The 24,886-nt window shown below is 62.1% G+C and carries 16 protein-coding genes; 6 read left to right on the top strand and 10 right to left on the bottom strand.

The window, feature by feature from the left end; genetic code table 11:
• The first annotated feature begins 8 nt into the window (after window positions 1-8).
• The 4 genes from nagA to nagE all read left to right on the top strand — a co-directional run bounded on the left by nagA (window position 9) and on the right by nagE (window position 6,395).
• On the top strand, window positions 9-1,115 hold the full coding sequence (nagA, locus tag HX801_RS00795; RefSeq protein ID WP_087695120.1) for an N-acetylglucosamine-6-phosphate deacetylase: 1,107 nt from the start codon (window positions 9-11) through the stop codon (window positions 1,113-1,115).
• Window positions 1,096-2,118, top strand: a complete 1,023-nt coding sequence (locus HX801_RS00790; RefSeq protein ID WP_023659131.1) for an SIS domain-containing protein — start codon at window positions 1,096-1,098, stop codon at window positions 2,116-2,118. The genes nagA and HX801_RS00790 overlap by 20 nt, the downstream gene beginning before the upstream one ends.
• A 36-nt stretch (window positions 2,119-2,154) precedes the next feature.
• A complete protein-coding gene (ptsP, locus tag HX801_RS00785; RefSeq protein ID WP_177021407.1) occupies window positions 2,155-4,662 on the top strand; it encodes a phosphoenolpyruvate--protein phosphotransferase in 2,508 nt (835 codons plus the stop codon).
• A gap of 74 nt (window positions 4,663-4,736) precedes the next feature.
• Complete coding sequence (gene nagE / locus HX801_RS00780) at window positions 4,737-6,395, top strand: N-acetylglucosamine-specific PTS transporter subunit IIBC (protein ID WP_218166742.1); 1,659 nt, start codon at window positions 4,737-4,739, stop codon at window positions 6,393-6,395.
• A gap of 179 nt (window positions 6,396-6,574) precedes the next feature.
• On the opposite strand, the gene HX801_RS00775 is transcribed toward nagE, so the two are convergent.
• Both HX801_RS00775 and purL read right to left on the bottom strand, forming a co-directional pair.
• Window positions 6,575-6,886 carry an NGG1p interacting factor NIF3 gene (locus tag HX801_RS00775; RefSeq protein ID WP_087695123.1) on the bottom strand — a complete coding sequence of 104 codons (312 nt, stop codon included), beginning with the start codon at window positions 6,884-6,886 and terminating at the stop codon, window positions 6,575-6,577.
• Between the two features lie 4 nt (window positions 6,887-6,890).
• A complete protein-coding gene (purL, locus tag HX801_RS00770; protein WP_177021406.1) occupies window positions 6,891-10,787 on the bottom strand; it encodes a phosphoribosylformylglycinamidine synthase in 3,897 nt (1,298 codons plus the stop codon).
• A gap of 287 nt (window positions 10,788-11,074) precedes the next feature.
• Here purL and mltF point away from each other — a divergent pair, with 287 nt between their 5' ends.
• Window positions 11,075-12,535, top strand: coding sequence for a membrane-bound lytic murein transglycosylase MltF (mltF, locus tag HX801_RS00765; protein WP_177008154.1), 1,461 nt, complete (start codon window positions 11,075-11,077; stop codon window positions 12,533-12,535).
• Window positions 12,536-12,672: 137 nt separating this feature from the next.
• Here the strand turns inward: mltF and HX801_RS00760 are convergent, their stop codons facing one another.
• The 5 genes from HX801_RS00760 to treP form a co-directional block, all read right to left on the bottom strand.
• The gene (locus HX801_RS00760; protein ID WP_003209625.1) at window positions 12,673-12,969 is read right to left on the bottom strand and encodes a PTS transporter subunit EIIB; all 297 of its coding nucleotides are present in this window, start codon (window positions 12,967-12,969) and stop codon (window positions 12,673-12,675) included.
• Window position 12,970: 1 nt separating this feature from the next.
• A complete protein-coding gene (gene ptsP, locus HX801_RS00755) occupies window positions 12,971-15,502 on the bottom strand; it encodes a phosphoenolpyruvate--protein phosphotransferase (protein WP_177021405.1) in 2,532 nt (843 codons plus the stop codon).
• A 49-nt stretch (window positions 15,503-15,551) separates the two neighbouring features.
• On the bottom strand, window positions 15,552-16,772 hold the full coding sequence (locus tag HX801_RS00750; RefSeq protein ID WP_032899755.1) for a carbohydrate porin: 1,221 nt from the start codon (window positions 16,770-16,772) through the stop codon (window positions 15,552-15,554).
• A gap of 71 nt (window positions 16,773-16,843) precedes the next feature.
• The gene (gene treC / locus HX801_RS00745) at window positions 16,844-18,490 is read right to left on the bottom strand and encodes an alpha,alpha-phosphotrehalase (RefSeq protein WP_134325804.1); all 1,647 of its coding nucleotides are present in this window, start codon (window positions 18,488-18,490) and stop codon (window positions 16,844-16,846) included.
• 66 nt (window positions 18,491-18,556) lie between these two features.
• The gene (gene treP, locus HX801_RS00740; RefSeq protein ID WP_177021404.1) at window positions 18,557-19,999 is read right to left on the bottom strand and encodes a PTS system trehalose-specific EIIBC component; all 1,443 of its coding nucleotides are present in this window, start codon (window positions 19,997-19,999) and stop codon (window positions 18,557-18,559) included.
• 235 nt (window positions 20,000-20,234) lie between these two features.
• Between treP and treR the strand changes: the two genes are divergently transcribed.
• A complete protein-coding gene (gene treR / locus HX801_RS00735; protein WP_003209636.1) occupies window positions 20,235-20,939 on the top strand; it encodes a trehalose operon repressor in 705 nt (234 codons plus the stop codon).
• 74 nt (window positions 20,940-21,013) lie between these two features.
• Here the strand turns inward: treR and guaA are convergent, their stop codons facing one another.
• The 3 genes from guaA to HX801_RS00720 form a co-directional block, all read right to left on the bottom strand.
• Window positions 21,014-22,591, bottom strand: coding sequence for a glutamine-hydrolyzing GMP synthase (gene guaA / locus HX801_RS00730; protein ID WP_177021403.1), 1,578 nt, complete (start codon window positions 22,589-22,591; stop codon window positions 21,014-21,016).
• Between the two features lie 82 nt (window positions 22,592-22,673).
• Window positions 22,674-24,143 carry an IMP dehydrogenase gene (guaB, locus tag HX801_RS00725; RefSeq protein ID WP_003209646.1) on the bottom strand — a complete coding sequence of 490 codons (1,470 nt, stop codon included), beginning with the start codon at window positions 24,141-24,143 and terminating at the stop codon, window positions 22,674-22,676.
• Window positions 24,144-24,302: 159 nt separating this feature from the next.
• Window positions 24,303-24,851, bottom strand: a complete 549-nt coding sequence (locus HX801_RS00720; protein WP_003209647.1) for a hypothetical protein — start codon at window positions 24,849-24,851, stop codon at window positions 24,303-24,305.
• Window positions 24,852-24,886: the final 35 nt, after the last annotated feature.

The following is a 24,886-nucleotide window of genomic DNA, read 5'->3' as shown; positions in this document are numbered from 1 at the left end:
AACTGCCCATGTCCGAAGACAATATCCTCACGCCACACGGCTGGATTCGCGGCCGCCTGGTGCACCAGCACGGCAAGGTCACTGCCGTAGAAGGCAGCCCGTGCAACCCGGCTGACAACGACCTGCCGTACCTGCTGCCAGGCTTTATCGACCTGCACGTGCACGGCGGTGGCGGCAAAGACATCATGGAAGGCACCGACGCCTTCCACACCATCACCCGCACCCACGTGCGGTTTGGCACCACCTCGCTGCTGGCCACCACCATGACCGCGCCAGTGGATGAGATTTCCCGCGTGCTCGGCGAAATCGGCACCTATTGCGAAAGCCGCCCGACCGGCACCGCTCGTGTCCTGGGCGTGCACCTGGAAGGCCCCTACATCAATCCGGGAAAACTCGGCGCACAACCGAACTTCGCCCACACCGCCTTGATGGCCGAAGTCGAAGAATACCTGCGCCTGGCGCCGATCCGGGTGATCACCATTGCTCCGGAAATCGCCGGCCATGACGGCCTGATCCGCGCCCTCAGCGAACGTGGCGTGCGCATGCAGATCGGCCACACCCTGGGCAGCTATGAAGAAGGTGTCGCCGCCCTCGCCGCCGGGGCCACCAGCTTTACCCACTTGTACAACGCCATGAGCCCACTGCATCACCGCGAGCCCGGCATCGTCGGCGCGGCCCTGGCCCACGCCAAATACGCCGAGTTGATTCCCGACCTGCTGCACGTGCACCCCGGTGCCATGCGCGTGGCGCTGCGCTCGATCCCGTGCCTGTACTGCGTCACCGATTCCACCGCCGCTGCCGGCATGCCCGACGGCGAATACAAGCTGGGCAGCCACACCGTGACCAAGTGCCTGGGCGGCGTCCGCCTGGCCGATGGAACGCTGGCCGGCAGCACCCTGACCATGGACCAGGCGCTGCGCAACCTGGTGAAGATCGGCCTGCCGATCAGCGAAGCCTCACAACGCCTGTCGCAATTTCCTGCGGACTACCTGGGCCTCGAAGAACGCGGTCGCCTGCAACCCGGCAGCTTTGCCGACTGCGTGCGCCTGGACCGCTCCCTGCACCTCACCGACGTAATGGTCGAAGGAGAAACCATTGACTTCAAAAATGCTTGAAGAGGCCCTGGCCTCCTGTGAGGCCGTCGAGGCTCAACTGCAACGCCTGGACCCGCTGCTGGTGGAAGTCGCCGGCCGCCTGCGTCGCCAGCCACCGCAAGTGGCGATGACCATCGCCCGTGGCAGCTCGGACCACGCCGCCAGTTACTTCGCCTACCTGACCATGCAACATCTGGGGATTCCGGTGGCGTCGCTGCCGATGTCGGTGGTGACCATGCTGCAATCGCCGCTCAAGGTCAGCGGGCAAGTGGCGTTCGGTTTCTCACAGTCGGGACAGAGCCCGGACCTGGTCAACAGCCTGCGCCTGTTGCGCAAGCGCGGCGCCTTGAGCATCTCGATGGTCAACGCCGAAGACTCGCCACTGGAAGCCGCCTGCGAATTCCATGTGCCGCTGTGCGCCGGGCCGGAACGCAGCGTCGCCGCCACCAAAAGCTTTATCGCGACCCTGAGCGCCAGCGCCCAGCTGATCGGCCACTGGAATCAGGAAGACGAGTTGCTGCAAGCCTGTAAGGCACTGCCCGAAGGTTTGCGTGAAGCCGCCAGGCAAGACTGGAGCCTGGCCATCGACGCCCTGCGCGACTGCCAGCAACTGATGGTGATCGGCCGTGGCGCCGGTTTTGCCATTGCCCAGGAAGCCGCGCTCAAGCTCAAGGAAACCTCGGCGATCCAGGCCGAAGCCTTCAGCAGCGCCGAAGTGCGCCATGGCCCGATGGCTCTGATCGATGACAACTACCCGCTGCTGGTCTTCGCCCCACGCGGCGCCGAACAAGCCGGCCTGCTGAGCCTGGCCGCAGATATGCGCCAGCGCGGTGCCCGCGTGCTGCTGGCCGCTCCCGATGACATCGCCGAGCGCGACCTGACTCTGAGCCGCGCCGAACACCCGGCCCTGGACCCGATCCTGGCGATCCAGAGTTTCTACGTGATGGCCGCCGGTTTGGCAGAGGCCCGGGGCATGGACCCGGACCAACCGCGTCACTTGAGCAAAGTGACCCGCACCCACTGAGTTGATTGCAGCGTTTTCCTGATGAGTACCGTGCCCATGTCCCACAATAATAAAGACCTCACCCTCAGCGCTCCCCTCAGTGGGCCGGTGCTGACCCTGGGCGACGTTCCCGACGAAGTGTTCGCCAGTGGCGCCATGGGCGACGGCATTGCCATCGACCCGCTCAACGATTGCCTGCACGCGCCGTGTGATGGCGTGATCATCCACGTCGCCCGCACCGGGCATGCGCTGACCATTCGCGCCGATAATGGCGCTGAATTGCTGATGCACGTGGGCATCGACACGGTGGAATTGAATGGCGAAGGCTTTGCGCTGCTGGTCAAGCAAGGTGCGCGGGTCAGCAAGGGCCAGGCACTGGTCCAGTTTGATCTGGACCTGATTGCGCGGCAGTGCAAAAGCCTGGTCAGCTTGATCATCCTGACCAACAGCGAGCTGTTTGAGCTACGGCCGATCACCTTGAAAACAGTGAAGGTCGGCGAGCCGCTGCTGCATGTGGTTGCACGGTTGGCCGGTGCAGCGAAAGTGATTGATGAGTCGGTCACCGAAGCCAGCGCGACTATTCGCATCACCCATCGTGGCGGCCTGCATGCGCGCCCCGCTGCCTTGATCCGCAAGACTGCACAGGCATTCAGCAGCCAGTCGCAGCTGCATTTCGCTGGCAAGTCGGCTTCGTGCGACAGCCTGATCGGCTTGATGGGCCTGGGGATTGGTGAGCAGGACGAGGTGCAGGTCACCTGTCGTGGCAAGGATTGTGAAGCGGCGCTGCAAGCACTGATCGCTGCGCTGTCGGTGGAAGTTGGCGAAGCGCATCACGCTCCAGTGGCCGTCGCCCCACGCCGCGCGAATACCGAAGCCGGAGTACTGCAAGGCGTGTGTGCCGCGCCGGGGTTGGTCTGCGGCCCGTTGTTCCGCCTGAACGGAATCGAGCTGCCGGTGGACCCGGGCAACAACGCCCCGGATGAACAGCTGCAGCACCTGGACAGTGCCCTGGAACAGGTGCGTAGCGAAATCCGCCACACCCTGGACCAGGCCCGTCTGCGCAAGGATGTGGAGGAAGAAGAGATCTTCGCCGCCCACCTGGCCCTGCTGGAAGACCCTACGTTGCTGGAGGCCGCCACCGCCGCCATCGAACAGGGCAGCGCCGCCACTCACGCCTGGCGCGATGCGATCCAGGCCCAATGCGCGGTGCTGCTGGCACTGGGTAAACCGTTGTTCGCCGAACGCGCCAACGACCTGCGCGACTTGCAGCAACGCGTGCTGCGGGCGTTGCTGGGCGAGGCCTGGAATTTTGATTTGCCGGCCGGCGCTATCGTCTCGGCCCATGAGCTGACCCCATCGGATCTGCTGCAACTGAGCAATCAACACGCCGCCGGTATCTGCATGGCCGAAGGCGGCGCGACGTCTCATGTGGCGATTCTGGCGCGGGGTAAAGGCTTGCCGTGCGTGGTTGCACTGGGCACTGAATTGCTTGATGTGCCCCAAGGCCAGCGCGTGGTGCTGGATGCCGCCAACGGCCGCCTGGAGCTGACGCCGGATGATGCGCGCCACGCCCAGGTTCACCAGTTGCGCGATGCACAGAAACTGCGTCGCCAGCAACAGCAGGCGGAGGCTCAAGGCATCGCCAGCACTCAGGATGGCGTGCGCATTGAAGTGGCCGCGAATGTCGCCTCCAGCGCCGAAGCCCAGTTGGCCTTCGAGAATGGCGCCGATGGCGTCGGCCTTCTGCGCACAGAATTTCTCTTCGTCGATCGCCGCACCGCGCCCGACGAGCAAGAGCAGCGCCAGGCCTACCAAGCCGTGCTGGATGCCATGGGTGACAAGTCCGTGATCATCCGCACCATCGACGTCGGCGGCGACAAGCAACTCGACTACCTGCCGCTGCCGTTCGAGACCAACCCGGTGCTGGGCCTGCGGGGCATTCGCATGGCGCAAGTGCGTCCGGAGGTGCTGGACCAGCAACTGCGTGCCCTTCTCCAGGTCAGCCCGCTGGAACGTTGCCGCATCCTGCTGCCAATGGTCAGCGAAGTCGACGAACTGCTGCACATTCGCCAGCGCCTCGATGAACTGTGCGCCGAACTGGAGCTGACCCAACGCCCGGAACTGGGGGTGATGATCGAAGTGCCCGCGGCGGCGCTGATGGCCGAACAACTGGCCGAGCACGCGGACTTTCTGTCCATCGGCACCAATGACCTATCGCAGTACACCCTCGCCATGGACCGCGACCACGCCGGCCTCGCCGCCCGGGTCGATGCCATGCACCCGGCGCTGTTGCGGCTGATCGCCCAGACGTGCATCGGCGCAGCCAAGCATGGGCGCTGGGTCGGTGTGTGCGGCGCGCTGGCGTCCGACCCGCTGGCCACGCCGGTGCTGATCGGCCTGGGCATCAGCGAGCTGTCCGTCAGCCCGCCGCAGATCGGAGAAATCAAGGACCGTGTCCGTCACCTGGACGCAGCCCAATGCCGGCAACTGAGCCAAAGCCTGCTTAACCTGAGCAGCGCCAAAGCCGTTCGCCAAGCCTGTCAACACCACTGGCCGCTGAGCTGAAAACAACAAGAATAGGGAGACACGCCGTGTACCAATATTTTATCGAAGGGCTGCAACGCCTGGGCCGTGCGCTGATGCTGCCGATCGCGATTCTGCCGATCGCCGGCCTGCTGCTGCGACTGGGCGACACTGACCTGCTGAACATCGCGGTGATGCACGACGCCGGGCAGGCGATCTTCGCCAACCTGGCGCTGATCTTCGCCATCGGCATTGCCGTGGGTTTTGCCCGCGACAACAACGGCACGGCGGGCCTGGCAGGCGCCATCGGTTACCTGGTGATGGTCTCCACCCTCAAGGTGATGGACGCCAGCATCAACATGGGCATGCTCGCGGGCATCGCCAGCGGCTTGATGGCCGGTGCGCTGTATAACCGCTTCAAGGACATCAAGCTGCCGGAGTACCTCGCATTCTTTGGTGGGCGACGGTTTGTGCCGATCGTCACCGGGTTCTCCGCGGTGGCGCTGGGGGTGATCTTTGGTTTGATCTGGCCACCCGTGCAGCAAGGCATCAACAGCTTCGGCGTGCTGCTGATGGAAAGCGGCAGTTTTGGTGCGTTCGTGTTTGGCGTGTTCAACCGCCTGCTGATCGTCACCGGCTTGCACCATATCCTCAACAACATGGCGTGGTTTGTGTTCGGCACCTTCACCGACCCGACGACCGGCGCGGTAGTGACCGGCGACCTGACTCGCTATTTTGCCGGCGACCCGAAAGGTGGGCAGTTCATGACCGGCATGTTCCCGGTAATGCTGTTCGGCCTGCCGGCGGCGTGCCTGGCGATGTACCGCAATGCACTGCCGGAGCGGCGCAAGATCATGGGCGGGATTTTCCTGTCGATGGCGCTGACCTCGTTCCTGACCGGGGTCACCGAGCCGATCGAATTCGCCTTCATGTTCCTCGCGCCGTTCCTGTACCTGGTGCATGCGCTGCTGACCGGGTTGTCGATGGCGATCACCAACATGCTCAACATTCACCTGGGCTTTACCTTCTCCGGTGGGTTTATCGACATGGTGCTGGGTTGGGGTAAATCCACCAACGGCTGGTTGGTATTCCCGGTTGGGCTGGCGTATGCGGTGATCTACTACAGCGTGTTCAACTACTGCATCCGTCGCTTCAATTTGAAGACGCCCGGGCGTGAGGATATTCAGGTCGCGCAGGCCGAGGCCATGACCGATAACCAACGGGCCGGGGCTTACATTCGCGCGCTGGGTGGTGCGGAGAATCTACTGAGTGTGGGTGCTTGCACGACGCGTCTGCGGCTGGACATGGTGGATCGCAACAAGGCGGTGGATGCCGAGTTGAAGGCGCTGGGTGCGATGGCGGTGGTTCGACCGGGTAATGGCGGGAGTTTGCAGGTGGTGGTCGGGCCGATGGCGGACAGCATTGCCGATGAGATTCGGTTGGCGATGCCTTCGTATGTTGCGGCGCCTGCGGTGGTGGTAGCGCCTGTTGAGAAGAGCACGCCGGTGAACGTGCATGAGGCCGAGAAATGGCTGAGTGCGCTGGGCGGTCGGGCCAATGTTTTGCAATTGGATGCGGTGGCGATGACGCGGCTGCGGGTGGAGTTGGGGGATGGTTCGGTGTTGTCGGAATCCCAACTGACTGCGCTAGGTTGCCAGGGGGTTAGCCAGCTTGAAAGTGGGGTTTGGCACTTGCTGATTGGTGACAAGGCTTCGGGGTTGGGTGAGGCGTTGGAGCGGTTGGTCAGTGGCCGTGAGGTTGGGGTAAAAGCCTGAATCTTTGCTGAGCATCAGGGCCTCTTCGCGAGCAAGCCCGCTCCCACATTTTGATCGGTGCCCGTCATGGCAACGCGGTCAAATGTGGGAGCGGGCTTGCTCGCGAATGGCCGTGACAGGCAACAAAAAACCCGCTGACCAAACTGGCCCAGCGGGTTTCTTGTTTTGCAGCCAGCGAATCAAAAATCCGCCAACTGCCACACCTCATACGCCGGTGTCTCATACGGATGGCTAAGCTTCAACGCAGCCACCACAGCCACGATCAACTCATCCGCCACCACCAACTCAACCTTCCATTCTTCAACCACTTCAACCTGCCCCACCTGCCCGATAAACGGCTGGCTGCCGTCCATCGCGCGGAATTGGCCCTGGCCCAGTACCTGCCAGGCGCAGCTGTCGTAGTTGCCGATGCGCCCGCCGCCGGCTGCGAAGACGGCGGTTTTCACCGTCTCCACGTGGCTGTCGGGCACAAAGAAGCTGAGCTTGTACACCGACTTAGTTCACCCAGACGCGAGCGTTACGGAACATGCGCATCCACGCGCCGTCTTCGTTCCACTCTTCCGGGCGCCACGAGTTCTGCACGGCGCGGAACACACGCTCCGGGTGCGGCATCATGATGGTGACGCGACCGTCGCGGCTGGTCAGCCCGGTGATCCCGCGCGGCGAGCCGTTCGGGTTGGCCGGGTAGCCTTCGGTGACCTTGCCGTGGTTGTCGACGAAACGCAGGGCCACGGTACCGGACAGGTCGGCTTCCAGCAGTGCTTCTTCGCTGGCGAATTCCGCATGGCCTTCACCGTGGGCGATGGCGATTGGCATGCGCGAACCGGCCATGCCTTGCAGGAAGATCGAGTTGGATTCCTGTACCTGGACCATCGCAACACGGGCTTCGAACTGCTCGGAGCGGTTACGTACGAAGTGCGGCCAGAACTCGCTGCCCGGGATCAGTTCGCTGAGGTTGGACATCATCTGGCAACCGTTGCACACACCCAGGGTGAAGCTGTCGTTACGCTCGAAGAAGCCCTGGAACGCGTCACGGGCACGGCTGTTGAACAGGGCCGACTTGGCCCAGCCTTCACCGGCACCCAGTACGTCGCCGTAGGAGAAACCACCGCAGGCAACCAGGCCTTTGAACTCGTTGAGGTCGACGCGACCAGCGAGGATGTCGCTCATGTGCACGTCGATCGCATTGAAGCCGGCACGGTCGAACGCTGCCGCCATTTCCACCTGGCCGTTGACGCCCTGCTCACGCAGTACGGCCACTTGTGGGCGGATGCCTTTCTTGATGTAAGGCGCGGCGATGTCCTGGTTGACGTCGAAGCTGAGCTTGGTGCTCAGGCCCGGGTTGTCTTCTTCCAGGATCACGTCGAATTCCTGCTCGGCGCAGTCGGCGTTGTCGCGCAGGCGCTGGATCTGGTAGCTGGTCTCGGCCCACTGGCGTTGCAGCAGGCGGCGCTGGCCTTCAAACACGGTTTCGCCGTTGAAGACGATGTTGATTTCACCGTTGTTGATCGGCTGGCCAATCACGGCCACGCAGTCACCCAGGCCAGCGGCGCTGAACTGTGCGAGTACGTCTGGCGTTGCGTCCTGGCGAACCTGGATCACGGCGCCCAGCTCTTCGTTGAACAGGATTGCTGCGATGTCGGCGGAAGTTTCTGCCAGGCCATCGAGGTTCAGGCTCAGGCCGCAGTGACCGGCGAAGGCCATTTCCACGGCGCTGGTCAGCAAACCACCGTCGGAACGGTCGTGGTAAGCCAGCAGGTGGCCGTCGGCGTTCAGGCCCTGGATCACGGCGAAGAAAGCTTTCAGGTCTTCGGCGTCGTCGACGTCCGGGGCCTGCTTGCCGAGCTTGCCGTGCACCTGGGCAAGGATCGAGGCGCCCATGCGGTTCTGACCGCGACCGAGGTCGATCAGGATCAGGTCGGTGGTGCCCTTGTCCATGCGCAGTTGCGGGGTCAGGGTCTGGCGAATGTCGGTGACGGGCGCAAAGCCGGTAACGATCAGCGACAGCGGCGAGGTGACGCTCTTGTCCACGCCTTCATCGTTCCAGCGGGTGGCCATGGACATGGAGTCCTTGCCCACCGGAATGGTGATGCCCAGCTCAGGGCACAGCTCCATGCCGACCGCTTTCACGGTGTCGTACAGGCGCGCATCTTCACCCGGGTGACCGGCAGCGGACATCCAGTTGGCCGACAACTTGATGTCGGAGATCTTGGCAATACGCGAAGCCGCGATGTTGGTCAGGGTTTCGCCGATGGCCATGCGGCCCGACGCCGGGGCGTCCAGCAGCGCCAGCGGAGTCCGCTCGCCCATGGCCATGGCTTCACCGGTGTACACGTCGAAGCTGGTAGCGGTGACGGCAACGTCAGCCACCGGGACCTGCCACGGGCCGACCATTTGATCACGGGCAACCAGACCGGTGATGGTGCGGTCGCCGATGGTGATCAGGAAGCTTTTGCTGGCAACGGCCGGGTGGTGCAGGACGCGCTCCACGCAGTCGGCGATGGCCAGGGTCGACGGGTCGAAATCGTCGCCCAGTTCGTTTTCACGCACGGCCGAACGGTGCATGCGCGGGGCTTTGCCCAGCAGCACTTCCAGCGGCATGTCCACCGGGCTGTTGCCGAAGTGGCTGTCGGTGACCGTCAGTTGCGGCTCGGCAGTGGCTTCGCCGACTACCGCAAACGGGCAGCGCTCGCGCTCGCAAATCGCCTGGAAGCGTTCGAAGTCTGCAGGACCTACCGCCAACACGTAGCGTTCCTGGGATTCGTTGCTCCAGATTTCGTGCGGAGCCATGCCCGGCTCGTCGTTTGGAATGTTGCGCAGTTCGAAACGGCCGCCACGGTCGCCATCGTTGACCAGTTCCGGGAAGGCGTTGGACAAGCCACCTGCGCCGACATCGTGGATGAAGCTGATGGGGTTCTTGTCACCCAGTTGCCAGCAACGGTCGATGACTTCCTGGCAACGGCGTTCCATCTCAGGGTTTTCACGCTGTACGGAAGCGAAGTCCAGGTCGGCCGAGCTGGTGCCGGTGGCCATGGAGGAAGCGGCGCCGCCACCCAGGCCGATCAGCATCGCCGGGCCACCGAGGACGATCAGCTTGGAGCCGACCAGAATCTCGCCTTTCTGTACGTGTTCGGCGCGGATGTTGCCCATGCCGCCGGCCAACATGATTGGCTTGTGGTAACCGCGCACTTCATCGCCACGCGGGGTGGTGATGGATTGCTCGAAAGTACGGAAGTAACCGGTCAGGGCCGGACGCCCGAATTCGTTGTTGAACGCGGCGCCGCCCAGCGGGCCTTCGATCATGATGTCCAGCGCGGTGACGATGCGCTCAGGCTTGCCGTACGGCACTTCCCACGGCTGTTCGAAGCCCGGGATCTGCAGGTTGGACACGGTGAAGCCGGTGAGGCCAGCCTTTGGCTTGGCGCCACGACCGGTTGCACCTTCGTCGCGAATCTCGCCGCCGGAACCGGTGGCTGCGCCCGGGAACGGGGCAATCGCGGTCGGGTGGTTGTGAGTCTCGACTTTCATCAGGATATGCACCGGCTCCTGCACCGCGCCGTACTGGCGGGTTTCAGGGTCCGGGAAGAAACGGCCGGCGACAGAGCCGACGATGACCGAGGCATTGTCCTTATAAGCCGACAGAACGCCTTCGCTGTGCATCACGTAGGTGTTCTTGATCATGCCGAACAGGCTTTTTTCCTGGCTCTGGCCGTCGATGTCCCAACTGGCGTTGAAGATCTTGTGGCGGCAGTGCTCGGAGTTCGCCTGGGCGAACATCATCAGTTCGATGTCGTGGGGGTTGCGCTTCAGGCCGATGAAGGCGTTGACCAGGTAGTCAATTTCGTCTTCGGCCAGGGCCAGGCCCAGTTCGGTGTTGGCGGTTTCCAGGGCGGCGCGACCGCCACCGAGCACGTCAATCGCGGTCAGCGGCTTGGGCTCGGCGTGGCTGAACAGACCGGCGGCCTGTTCCAGCTGGCTGACGATGATCTGGGTCATGCGGTCGTGCAGGCTGCTGGCGATCAGCTCGGCCTCGGCCTCGCTGAACTGGCCTGCTACATAGAAGGCAATCCCGCGTTCCAGGCGCTGGATTTTTTCCAGGCCGCAGTTGCGGGCGATGTCGCTGGCCTTGCTCGACCAGGGCGAGATGGTGCCGAACCGTGGCAGAACCAGGAACAAGCGGCCCGCAGGCTCTTGAACTGGAACGCTGGGACCGTACTTCAGAAGGCGCGCCAGCACTTGCTGTTCGTCGGCGGTCAAAACGCCGGTAACGTCGGCGAAGTGAGCAAATTCAGCATACAAGCCACTGACAGAAGGTACCTTCTGGCTCAGTTGCTCAAGGAGTTTGCTGTGGCGAAAGGCAGAAAGGGCAGGAGCGCCGCGCAGGATCAACATCTTCGGGACAGCCTCGGGAAGGGGGTGTGCTTTGAGGCCGTGCATTCTAGCGTAAACCGTCGCCAACGGCACCCGAAACGGCACCAGTGGCCGCAGCCGGACGTCAGTTGGCATAAATCGCACGATATCATATGGCCATACAAGCTATTCCGGGCAGTTATTTTAACCGTCACAATCGGCTGCCAAGCCCCGTTTCTGCGGGCTGCAGCCAAGGTTTACGGGCGCTAGCAGACAAGTGCCCCGCTGTCGAGATATGGCGCCGAGGGTCCTTTGCGTATACTGCGCAGATGTTCTCCCCTACTGCTTTACGCCCGCGATGCGCCAAATGGCTCTTCGTTACCGGACTCTTCCTGCTGCTCAGTGCGTGTGTGGATAAACCCAACACGCTCGAGCGAATCAAGGAGGATGGCGTATTGCGGGTGGTCACCCGAAACAGTCCGGCCACTTATTTCCAGGACCGTAACGGCGAAACCGGCTTCGAATACGAACTGGTAAAACGTTTTGCCGACGAGTTGGGGGTAAAGCTCGAGATCGAGGCGGCCGACAACCTGGATGACCTGTTCTCGCAGATCGGCAAACCCAACGGCCCGGTACTGGCCGCCGCCGGCCTGGTCAGCAGTGAGCAGCGTCGCCAGCAAGTGCGTTTCTCCCACCCTTATCTGGAAGTCACCCCGCAGATCATCTACCGCAACGGCCAGTCCCGGCCGACCACCGCGGCAGACCTGGTGGGCAAGAAGATCATGGTGCTCAAGGGCAGCACCCACGCCGAGCAACTGGCGCAGCTGAAAAAACAGTTTCCCGGGATTGACTACGAAGAGTCCGACGCCGTTGAGGTGGTCGACCTGCTGCGCATGGTGGATGAGGGCCAGATCGACCTGACCCTGGTGGACTCCAACGAAGTGGCGATGAACCAGGTGTACTTCCCCAACGTGCGGGTGGCCTTTGACCTCGGTGACGCCAGCCATCAGGCCTGGGCGGTCGCCGCCGGTGAAGACAACAGCCTGCTCAACGAGGTCAACAACTACCTCGACAAGGTGGAAAAGAACGGCACGCTGCAACGCCTGAAAGATCGCTATTACGGGCACGTCGATGTACTCGGCTACATGGGCGCCTACACCTTCGCCCAGCATCTGCAGCAGCGCCTGCCCAAATACGAGAAACACTTCCGGGCCTATGCCAAGGAAGAAAAGGTCGACTGGCGCCTGCTGGCGGCCATCGGCTATCAGGAATCACTCTGGCAGCCGGCGGTGACCTCCAAGACCGGCGTGCGCGGCCTGATGATGCTGACCCAGAACACGGCGCAGGCCATGGGCGTGTCCAACCGCCTGGACGCCAAGCAGAGCATCATGGGCGGCGCCAAGTACCTGGCCAAGATCAAGGATGAGCTGGACGACAAGATTGCCGAGCCGGACCGCACCTGGTTTGCCCTGGCGGCGTACAACGTCGGCACCGGCCATTTGGACGACGCGCGCAAGCTGGCCGAAAAAGAAGGCCTGAACCCGAACAAGTGGCTGGACGTGAAGAAGATGCTGCCGCGCCTGTCGCAGAAGCAGTGGTACAGCAAGACGCGGTATGGCTATGCCCGTGGCGGTGAGCCCGTGCATTTTGTGGCGAACATCCGGCGTTACTACGACATTCTGACGTGGGTGACGCAGCCGCAGCTGGAAGGCAACCAGGTGGTCGAAGGCAACCTGCATGTGCCGGGTGTGGACAAGACCAAGCCGACGGAAGAAACCCCGCCGCTGTAATCCCCCGATTCTCCAAACACCACAAAACCAATGTGGGAGCGGGCTTGCTCGCGAAGGCGGTGGTTCAGCCAGCACATGGATTGACTGACACACCGCCTTCGCGAGCAAGCCCGCTCCCACATTTGATCTTCGTCGTCTTATAGAGCGGTGTTCAGGCCGGTAAGCAGGTGCACCACCCCACCCGCCAACACCATCACGCCCGGCACGCCTGCCGCCTTGAGCGCCTGTGCATCCAACCGCCCCGCATCCTGCAACTGCACCCGCACTCGGGTCAGTGCTACCCGCTGCTGCGACTTGAGATTCTCCGCGCCGCCCAGCGCATTCAGCACTGCCGGGGCCAACAGTGTTTCGCTCACTGGAGCTGCCTGCGGCGTTTCAAGCACCAGATCCGGCGTCAGGGCCTTCCAGAACGCCCGCTGAAATTTCTCGAACATGTCAGTTCTCCACAACCAATGAGGTTTCAACGGTAGCCGCGTGATACAGGCGCAAGGCCTCGCGAACCTGCGACGCTTCTTCCAGGCCCAGCACCTGGCGGGCGATGGATTGGCAATCCGCCAGGTCCAGCTCGCGCACGGTAGCCTTGATGGTCGGGATCAGCGGCACGCTGACCGACAACTCATCCACCCCCAGCCCGATCAGCACCGGCACCGCCAGCGCTTCAGACGCCAACGCCCCACATACGCCGACCCACTTGCCATGGGCATGGGCCGCCTTGACGGTGGCGGCGATCAGGCGCAGCACCGCCGGGTGAAAGCTGTCGGCCTGGCTGGCGAGGCGCGGGTGATCGCGGTCCATGGCCAGGGTGTATTGGGTCAGGTCGTTGGTGCCGATGGAGAAGAAATCCACCTCCGGCGCAAACAGATCGGCCATCAATGCCGCCGATGGCACTTCGATCATGATTCCCAGCTTCGGCAGTTCCGTCAGCCCCAGGGCCAGCGCTTCCTCTTCAAGAATCTGCCGCGCCAGGCGCAGCTCCGAGAGCAGGCTGACCATCGGCAACATGATGTGCAAACGGGCGAAACCGGCACTGGCGAGAATTGCACGGAATTGTTCACGCAACAGTTCCGGGCGCTCCAGGCACAGGCGAATCCCGCGCAGGCCAAGGAACGGGTTGGTCTCGCTGTCCATCGGCACATAGGCCAACGGCTTGTCGCCACCAACGTCGAGGGTGCGCACCACCAGATTGCGCTGCGGGCCCAATGCACGGGCGATGGCGCTGTAGGTGCCCGCCTGCTCCTCGGGGCTCGGCGCGCGGTTGCGGTCCAGGTAGAGGAACTCGGAACGCAGCAAACCAACGCCTTCGCCCCCCAGGGACAATGCCTGCTCCACCTCCTGCAACGATGCGACGTTGGCCGTCACTTCGACGTGATGACCGTCGCGGGTCGTAGCGGGCAACGACGCCTGCTCCACTTCCCGCTGGCGGCGCAGCACTTGTTGTTGGCGGCTGGCTTGCAAGTGTTCGATCTCGGCCAGGTCCGGGTCCAGGTGCAACTCGCCCTTGTCGGCATCCAGCAGCACTTGCTTGCCGTTGGCCAGTTCCAGCACCTGCGCCGGCACCCCGCAGATGGCCGGCAAGCCAAGGGCGCGGGCGAGAATTGCGACGTGGCTGGTAGCGCCGCCGCCCACCGTCACAAAACCCAGCACCTTGCGCGTGTCGAGGCTGGCGGTTTGCGAGGGGGTCAGTTGTTCGGCAATCAGGATTGCCTGCTCCGGCAAATCCCAGGCGCTGTCCTGAACCCCGAGGATCAATTTCAGCACCCGCTGGCCAACGTCTGCCAGGTCGGCAGCGCGCTCGGCAAGCAAGGCGTTGCCCAGGCCCTGGAAGAGCGTGGCGGTGGCCTCGGTGGCGCTGTTCCAGGCGAAGGCCGCGCTCTTGCCCTGGTCCAGCAGGTCGCGGGTTTGTTCCAGCAGGGCCGGATCGTCCAGCAACTCCTGATGGGCGCGGAAGATCTCGGACTGGGCAGTGCCGACGGCCTTTTCCTGCAGGGCTTGCAGCGCCTGATTGGCGTTGTTCAGGGCATGGGTCAGGGCCGCACGTTCCAGCGCTTCACCTTTGCCGGTCTCTACGAACGTCAGTGCCGGCTCCTTGACCTGCACCACCTGGCCGAACGCCGAACCGGGCGAGGCGCACACGCCGCGCAGCAAGGTCGCCGATGAATCAGGCGCCACGGGTGCAGCACCAGGTTGAGGAGCCGCGACGGTTTCACCGCAACCTTCGGCCAGCAAGGTCACCAGCGCCTGGATCGCCGCTTCGGCATCCTCGCCGGCCGCGCTGACTTGCAAGGTGTCACCCTGCACCGTTTGCAACGCCATGATCCGTACCAGAGACTTGGCGTTGGCGCTCTCGGTTTGCTTGTGCAGGTAAATACTCGCCTTGAAGCCTTTGGCCGCCTGCGCCAGCACCGCCGCCGGGCGCGCATGCAGGCCGTTGGCATTGGGCAAGGTCAGTGGCCTGGAGAACAGGGCGTCACCCTCCTCGTCTTTCACCTCGTCGGCAACGGCTTGCGGCGTGACTCGCAGCAGTGGCTGCCCCACGTCCACCAGGCCCTGCTCGGGCGTCAGCAGCTTGAAGGGCTCGCCACTGACCACCAGCATCAGGGTCAGCAAACTACGGGCATTGAGCGCCACGTAGTCGGCATCGAATTCAATCAGCGGTTGTCCGGCTTCCACCCGCTGGCCTTCCTCGACCAATCGGGTGAAACCCTTGCCCGCCAGGTTCACGGTGTCCAGGCCGATGTGCATCAGCACCTGGACGCCGTTGTCATCGGTGATGCTCACCGCATGACCACTGTCCTGGATATTGCTGATCACCCCGGCCAGTGGCGCGCAGAGGGTCTGCGAGGTCGGATCGATGCACAGGCCATCGCCGATCAGGCGACTGGAGAACACCGGATCAGGCACCTGGTCCAGGGCGAGCAGCACCCCGGACAATGGCGCCAGCAATTCCAGGGAATGGGTTGTGGTCATGACTTCACCTGCTGTTTGGTTCTGTAAAAATCATTGGGCATCGACGGCTTTATTTCCACCAGTACTCAACCTGCACACCAAAGTTGGAGCCATGCAACGCCGAGCCATAACTGCCGGTGTCGGACAACGCCGAACCTGCCGCCAGTTCATTGGCCGCACGCTTGGCCGCTTCGTTCCAGGTCGCGTAGGTGTAATACAGGCGCACTTCCGGTCGTGCCCAGAAATCCGGGCCTTTGGGCGACCAGGTCGGGGCGAACGTAAATTTGCTCAGCTTGCGCGTGCCACCGGTAGCCTCGACCTGATCATGACCGAGTTCGGTGACCAGCTTGAACTGTTCGGAAATCGCATAGGCCGGGCGCACGCCCAGCGACATCCAGGTCTGATCCTGGTTGCCCGGGCGAATATCCTTCTGGTACACGGCCTCGATCTGCCCGCCAAACCGTGGCGTCACTTGCCAGTCGAAGAACTCCACTGCGCGGTAGCTCTTGCTGCTTTTATCGAGGAAGGTATCGCCGGTGTAGCCGAGGCCGGTGCCGGGGCCTTCGCCGTACTGCAGGGCAAATTTGTTGCGCCCGCCGAGGAAGGGTTTCTGCACATGCTGGGCGGTAATGGCCCAGCCGCTGTTGGTGTCACGGCCACCGGCTTTTTCGATGTAGCTCAAGCCCAGTTCCAGCTCGCCGCCGGGATTGGTCTTGAAGCCGGCCACGTTGAAGTCGTGACGGGTGGCGTATTCCTTCTGGTACAGGTTGTCCTTGCGGGAAAGCGCGTAGCTGTATTTCAGGTCGCCGATTTTCACGTCCTCGATACCGCCGCCCGTGGCGCTCTGGTTCCAGTAGTAGAAGTCGGAGATATGGATATCGTTTCGTTTGTAGTAGCGCCGGCCGGCCCACAGCGAACCGCCGTTGAGGCTGGGGATGTTCGACCACTGCGCATACATCTGCGGCATGCGTGCCGAGCCGTTGTCTTCGCCCTGGAACTTCAGCGCCCGGTCGTACTTGTTGTACAGCGAAGCCATGGCGTCGACGCTGAACACCGAGCCGTCGTCGAGGGTCAGCAGGTCCTGGCGCAATTCGAGTTCGGCGTACTGCTCGCACTCGTTGCCCAGGCGGTATTTGGATTGTGCACCCGGCAACTGGAAGCACTGCTGCTTGCCACTGCCGGTTGAAGTCCCCGCACCGCTACGCAAGTAGCCGGCAAATTCCAACGCCTGGGCTGCCATCGGCAAGGTCAGGCAGGATGCAACGAGGCCCAGCTTTATTGTTGTTTTCATGAAGCACTCCGATATTTTTATTATGTTTTTTTAAGCGCCCCGGCTCTCCCACGCCGGGGGTAAAGCGGGTCTCAGTCCTTGAGGTGCAGCACAAACGATTCATACGGGCGCAGCGAGACCTGGCTCGAGCGCTGTGGGCAGTCGTTGTAGTTGCTGATCAGCAGGCGTTGCTCACTCGCCGCCGTCAGCAGGCCATCGGGCAGTTCGATCTGGCATGGCGTGCCGTAGAAGTTGTTCAGCACCAGCAGGCGTTCGCCGTGGCCTTCGCGCAGGTACGCCCAGACCTGGGTGTGCTGCGGCAGCAGTTGGCGATAAACGCCTTCCTGAATCAGCGGCTCATGCCGACGCAGCTTGATCAGCGCACGGTAGTGATGCAGTACCGATTGCGGGTCATCCAGCTCGCTTTGCACGTTGATCTGCGCCGCGTTGGCCGGGATGCCGATCCACGGTTCGCCGCGGCTGAAGCCGGCGTTTTGCTCGGCGTTCCATTGCATCGGTGTGCGGCTGTTATCGCGGGACTTCTGCATGATCGCCGCCATGCTCGATGCCTCGGACTCACCGGCCTCACGCTTGAGCCGATAGATGTTCAGCGTCTCGACATCCCGGTATTGGTCGATGGTGTCGAAGCCCGGATTGGTCATGCCCAACTCTTCACCCTGGTACACGAAAGGCGTGCCCTGGAGGAAGTGCAGCGCAGTGGCGAGCATCTTCGCCGAGACCACGCGGTGCTCGCCGTCGTCACCAAAACGCGAGACCACCCGCGGCTGATCGTGGTTACACCAGAACAGCGCATTCCAGCCGCCACCGGCCTGCATGCCGAGTTGCCAGTCGGACAGAATCTGCTTGAGTTGCAGGAAGTCGAAGTCGGCCGCGACCCACTTCTGCAGGTTCGGATAATCGACTTTCAAGTGGTGAAAGTTGAAGGTCATCGACAGCTCTTTCGACTGTGGATTCGAATAACGAATGCAGTGCTCAAGGCTGGTGGACGACATCTCACCGACGTTGATCAGGTCATGCCCCTCGAACACTTCGCGGTGCATTTCCTTCAGGTATTCATGCACGTTCGGGCCGTCGGTGTAGAAGCGCCGACCGTCGCTGTTGTCTTCCGGAAAATCCGCCGGCTTGGAGATCAGGTTGATCACGTCCAGGCGGAAACCGCCCACGCCCTTGTCGCGCCAGAAGCGCATCAGCTTGAACACTTCGGCGCGCACCTTGGGGTTGTCCCAGTTCAGGTCGGCCTGGGTGTGGTCGAACAGGTGGAGGAAGTACTGGCCGGTCTGCGCCTCGTATTCCCAGGCCGAGCCGCCGAACTTGGACTCCCAGTTGTTCGGCTGGTCGCGCCAGATGTAGAAGTCGCGGTACGGGTTGTCGAGGCTGCTGCGGGCCTGCTGGAACCACTCGTGTTCGATGGAAGTGTGGTTGACCACGATGTCGAGCATCAGCGTGATGCCGCGCTTGGCGGCTTCGCTGATCAGCAAGTCGCAATCGGCCATGGTCCCGTAGCTCGGGTCGATGGCGTAGTAGTCACTGATGTCGTAGCCGTTGTCGCGCTGGGGCGAGCGCAGGAACGGGGTGATCCACAGGCAATCGACGCCCAGCCACTTCAGGTAATCGAGCTTGTCCACGATGCCCAGCAGGTCACCGGTGGCGTTACCCGCGTGGCTGTGGAAGCTTTTGGGGTAGATCTGGTAGATCACCGAATGTTGCCAGTTTTGCATGACGGGTTCCTTCAATCTGGAAATGCGATCAACTGTGGGAGCTGGCTTGCCTGCGATAGCGGTAGATCAGGCGACCCGGTAGCCAGGCCGGACAATTTTCATGCTCAACACACAGGTCAAAACAAACGGCACGACAATCGCGACGACCATGCCGATGACAAAACTTGGGATGTACTGCGGGATGATCGAGATGAACCCGGGCAAGCCACCCACGCCAATCGCCGAGGCCTGCACCTTGTTCAGCGAGAGGAAAATACTGCCCAGCGCCGAGCCGGTCAGCGCCGCGTAGAACGGAAACTTGAAGCGCAGGTTGACGCCGAACATCGCCGGCTCGGTGATGCCGAAGTAGGCGGAAATCGCCGAGGTGGACGCCATGCTCTTGTCCCGCGCATTGCGGCTCATGTAGAACACGCCGAGCGCCGCGCTGCCCTGGGCCAGGTTGGACATGACGATCATCGGCCAGATAAAGGTGCCGCCCTGGGTGGAGATCAGTTGCAGGTCCACGGCGAGGAACATGTGGTGCATGCCGGTGATCACCAGCGGTGCATACAGCAGGCCGAAGATTGCGCCGCCGACCATCGGCGCCAGGTCAAACAGGGTGACCACGCCTTCGGTGATCAGGATGCCCAGGTGGCGGGTCACCGGGCCGATGATCGCCAGCGCCAGTACGCCGGTGACGACGATGGTAGTGATCGGCACCACCAGCAACTGAATGGCATTCGGCACCCGTGCCCGCAGCCATTTCTCAATCACGCTCATCACGTAGGCGGCCAGCAGGATCGGCAGGATCTGGCCCTGGTAGCCGACCTTCTCGATCTTGAACCAGCCGAAAATATCGAAATACGGCAGGCTCTGGCCGTCGAGGCCGGCGACCGCCTTGCCGTAGTTCCAGGCGTTGAGCAGATCGGGGTGCACCAGCATCAGGCCGAGGACAATCCCGAGGATTTCACTGCCACCAAAGCGCTTGGCCGCCGACCAGCCCACCAGTGCCGGCAGGAACACGAACGAGGTGTTGGCCATCAGGTTGATCAGGCTCCACAGGCCATCCAGGTTCGGATAGGCGTCGAGCAAGGTCTTGTCCGCGATGAACATGCCCTTGGCGCCCATCAGGTTGTTCACCCCCATGAGCAAACCGGCAATGATCAGCGCCGGCAAAATCGGCATGAACACATCGGAGAACACCCGCACCAGGCGCTGCATCGGGTTTATTTTGTCGGCGCTTTTCTGTTTCACGTCCGCGATGGTCGACGCGGCGAGGCCCGTTTGCTCGCGCAGGGCGGCGTAGACCTTTTCCACTTCGCCGGGGCCGATCACGATCTGGAACAGGCCGCCGGTGAAGAACGAACCCTTGACCAGGTCGACCTGGTTCAGCTCGCTGCTGTTGGCCAGGCTCGGGTCCTTGAGGGCCAGGCGCAAGCGGGTCACGCAGTGGGCAGCTTGCTCAAGGTTGTCGCTGCCGCCAAGGTTCTTGAGAATCTCGCGGGCAATATTCGGATAGTCGTGGCTCATGCTTGGTATCCACTCTGGTTTTTTTTATTGGGCGGTCATAGGCAGCACGCCGAAGCCAAAAGTACTCGTCTGTACGAGTTAAAGCAATAACTCGTATGTACGAGTTTGAAAATGATTAATTTTCTGTTTTTTGAGTCAGAAATTTCCGAGTTCTACAATGGGTTGCATGGACAAACCCCATCGCTGCCACTAAGGTTCCTGCCTTGAACGCCAACGCGGCACAGAGCCCTTCCCCATGAGTAAATACAACCAGATCTATACCGATCTGCTTGCCAGCATCACCACCGAACGCCTGCAACGCGGCACGCGCCTGCCCTCCGAAACCGAACTGATGGACGCCTACCAGGCCAGCCGTGGCACGGTACGCCGGGCGATCGAGCAATTGCAGGAGCGCGGCTTCGCGCAAAAGATCCACGGCAAGGGCACCTTCGTGCTGTCACCCAACCCCATCGAGTTCCAGCTCGGCGGTATCGTCAGCTTTCGCGAGACCCATGCCGCCCTAGGCGACGACGTCAGTACCGAAGTGGTGGAGTTCAGCCAGTTCCCACTGGAAGGCCCGTTGATGCAACACATTGAGGCCGAAGCTGGCAGCTTGATCACCCGGGTCAAACGGGTGCGGCGGATCGATGGCAAGCGGGTGATCCTCGACATCAACCACTTCGTCGCCGACCTGATACCGGGGCTGGATCGGGAGATTGCCGAGCAGTCGATCTATGCGTTTATCGAACAGACCTTGCAGCTGCAGATCAGCTATGCCCAGCGCACCATCGAAGCGCTGCCGCGGGGGAAGGACGATCAGACACACCTGGACCTGGAAGGTCAGAGCCATGTGATCGTGGTGAGCAACCAGACGTTTTTGCAGGATGGACGGCAGTTCGAGTACACCGAGTCGCGGCATACGCTGGATAAGTTTTACTTTTCGGATATTGCGCGGCGGTAGACAAACGCCAGAAACACAAAACCCCGGCACCAGGCCGGGGTTTTGTTATTCAGCGCTCACCTGCTACGGCAGGATCATTCCCACTCAATCGTCGCCGGCGGCTTGCTCGACACGTCATAAGTCACGCGCGAAATACCTTCGATCTCATTGATGATACGCCCGCTGACCGTCTCCAGCAGTTCGTACGGCAGGTGTGCCCAACGGGCGGTCATGAAGTCGATGGTTTCCACCGCACGCAGGGCCACAACCCAGGCGTAACGACGGCCATCGCCAACCACGCCAACCGATTTCACCGGCTGGAACACTACGAACGCCTGGCTGACCTTGTGATACCAGTCGGCCTTGCGCAGTTCTTCGATGAAGATGTGGTCGGCGCGACGCAGCAGGTCGGCGTATTCCTTCTTCACTTCACCGAGGATCCGCACGCCCAGGCCCGGGCCCGGGAATGGGTGGCGGTAGACCATGTCGTACGGCAGGCCGAGTTCCAGGCCCAGACGACGGACTTCGTCCTTGAACAGTTCGCGCAGTGGCTCTACCAGCTTGAGGTTCATTTCCTCAGGCAGGCCGCCCACGTTGTGGTGGGACTTGATCACGTGGGCCTTGCCGCTCTTGGCGCCGGCCGATTCGATCACGTCCGGGTAGATGGTGCCCTGGGCGAGGTACTTGATGTTGTCCAGTTTGTTGGACTGGGCATCGAATACGTCGATGAAGGTGCGACCGATGATCTTGCGCTTCTTCTCCGGGTCGGACTCGCCGGCCAGGTTGTTCAGGAACTGATCTTCAGCGTTGGCGCGGATCACCTTGACGCCCATGTTCTCGGCGAACATGGCCATCACTTGCTCACCTTCGTGCAGGCGCAGCAGGCCGTTGTCGACGAAGACGCAGGTCAGTTGGTCGCCGATGGCCTTGTGCAGCAGCGCCGCAACCACGGAGGAGTCAACGCCGCCGGACAGGCCCAGCAGGACGTTGTCGGTGCCGACCTGGGCACGTACGTTGGCGATGGCGTCTTCAGCGATCTTCGACGGGGTCCACAGGGCTTCGCACTGGCAGATGTCGAGGATAAAGCGCGACAGGATGCGACCGCCTTGCTTGGTGTGGGTCACTTCCGGGTGGAACTGCACGCCGTAGTAGCCGCGCTCGTCGTTGAACATGCCGGCAATCGGGCAGCTCGGGGTGCTGGCCAGGATGTGGAAGTTTTCCGGCATCCGGGTGACCTTGTCACCGTGGCTCATCCATACGTCGAGGCCAAACAGGCCGTCGGCGTCGATGTGGTCTTCGATGCCGTCCAGCAGGCGGCTCTTGCCGACCACGTCGACACGGGCGTAACCGAACTCACGCAGCTCGGAACCTTCAACCTTGCCGCCCAGTTGCTCGGCCATGGTCTGCATGCCGTAGCAGATACCGAAGACCGGCACGCCCAGGTCAAACACCGCCTGCGGGCAACGCGGGCTGTTGGCTTCGTGCACGGACTCGGGGCCGCCGGCGAGAATGACGCCTTTTGGAGCGAATTCGCGAATCGCTTCGTCGTCCATGTCGAACGGATGCAGTTCGCAGTACACGCCGATTTCACGCACGCGGCGGGCGATCAGCTGAGTGTACTGGGAACCGAAGTCGAGGATCAGGATGCGGTGGGCGTGAATGTCGAGGGCCATGAGATCAGTCTCGTCTAATGAATCAGAAACAACTCGGGGCTGAATAAGACAGCCCCGGTTACTTAACTATTTGCTGGAAGCATCAACCTACGCGGTAGTTTGGCGCTTCCTTGGTGATCTGTACGTCGTGGACGTGGGACTCGGCCATGCCGGCACCGGTGATCCGCACAAACTCAGGCTTGGTGCGCATTTCTTCGATGTCGGCGCTGCCGGTGTAGCCCATCGAGGAACGCAGGCCGCCCATCAGTTGATGGATGATGGCGCTCAGGGTGCCCTTGTACGGAACACGCCCTTCAATGCCTTCCGGTACCAGCTTCTCGGCGCCCGCGGAGGAGTCCTGGAAGTAGCGGTCGGAAGAGCCTTGAGCCTGGGACATGGCGCCCAGGGAGCCCATGCCGCGGTAAGCCTTGTACGAACGACCCTGGAACAGTTCGATCTCGCCCGGCGCTTCTTCAGTACCGGCGAACATCGAGCCCATCATCACGCAGGAAGCACCGGCGACGATGGCCTTGGACAGGTCACCGGAGAAACGGATGCCGCCGTCGGCGATCAACGGTACGCCAGTGCCTTCAAGGGCCGCGGCGACGTTGGCGATGGCGCTGATTTGCGGCACACCTACACCTGCAACGATACGGGTGGTGCAGATCGAGCCAGGGCCGATACCGACCTTGACCGCATCAGCACCGGCTTCGGCCAGGGCCTTGGCGGCAGCGCCGGTGGCAATGTTGCCGCCGATCACTTGCACGTCAGGGAAATTCTGTTTGACCCAGCGAACGCGGTCGATCACGCCTTTGGAGTGACCGTGGGCAGTGTCGACCACCACCACGTCAACACCGGCAGCCACCAGGGCCGCTACACGGTCACCGGTGTCTTTGCCGGTACCGACCGCAGCGCCTACGCGCAGACGACCTTGATCGTCCTTGCTGGCCAGCGGGTAAGCCTTGGCTTTTTCGATGTCGTTGACGGTCATCATGCCCTTGAGGGCGAATTTGTCGTCGACGATCAGTACGCGTTCGATGCGGTGCTTGTGCAGCAGCTCGCGCACATCGTTCTTGTCGGCGCCTTCCTTGACAGTAACGAGGCGCTCTTTAGGCGTCATCACTTCACGGACGGTGACTTCAAGGCGGTTCTCGAAACGCACGTCACGGGAAGTGACGATGCCGACCAGGTCGCCATCGTGCAGCACCGGAACGCCGGAGATGTTGTGCAGGCGGGTCAGGTCGAACAGGTCACGAACGGTGGCATCGGCCTCGATGGTGATCGGGTCCTTGACCACACCGGCTTCGTAACGCTTGACCTTGCGAACTTCGGCAGCTTGCTGCTCGATGGTCATGTTCTTGTGGATGATGCCGATGCCGCCTTCCTGAGCCATGGCGATTGCCAAACGGGCTTCAGTGACGGTGTCCATGGCAGCGGAAACCAGAGGAATATTCAGCTCGATGCCACGGGTTAGGCGGGTCTTGAGACTGACTTCGTTAGGAAGCACCTCGGAATAACCGGGCACTAGGAGAATGTCGTCGAATGTCAGAGCTTCTTGGCTGATACGCAGCATCGCGGGGGCTCCCGAGCGGGAAAATGGAAGCGCGCCATTATAGTCAGACACCCCCTCGGGTTCAATGTAAAACTCTGACAAACTTGGTAATACTGATAGATGGATGATTTTTGCAGCGCTGATCGTCCCCACGCGCTGCGTGGGAACGATCACATCGGATTAAAGTTCGACTTTGACCCAACTCATCTTCTGGTCCAGCCAGTCGGCAAATTCGTCGATAAAACTCTGCTTGAACCCCGCCTCCGCCCAGTTATTGAAGATGAATCCCAGGTTGGAAAAGCCGCATTCCTGCAGGAACAGGAAACCGTTGATGTCGTCCTCATGCCCACACAGCGGGCAGGTGAAGTTGTCGGTGTGGCCGGGCATCCAGTCTTCCAGGCTTTCGAACAGGGCTTCGCCGACTTCCTTGAGGCACTCGGGACAGCCGGCCTCTTCCAGGAAGCCTTTGGCCGGGGTGTAGATGCAGCGCTTGTAGATGATCTCCAGGCCGTTGATCGGCTCGTTGAACGGCAGCGCGTCGGGGTGCAGCACCACGGCGCGGGCACCGTCGGCCAGGGCATAGCCCATGCGGTTGCCGGTACGCCCGCAGGTGGTGAGTTCTTCCTTGACGATGTTCTTGCGCACCAGCCAGCGCACAATCGCCCGGGCCCGGGGTTCGTGGACGGGTAGCGTGGAGATTTTCGGGACAAGGATGCTTTGGGAATTCATGGGAGTCCTGCGGCGTGGCTACTGGCGCCTTCGCG

This window comes from Pseudomonas sp. G1002, assembly GCF_013385455.1.
Taxonomy (GTDB): domain Bacteria; phylum Pseudomonadota; class Gammaproteobacteria; order Pseudomonadales; family Pseudomonadaceae; genus Aquipseudomonas.
This window is presented reverse-complemented; position numbering and strand designations above follow the sequence as displayed.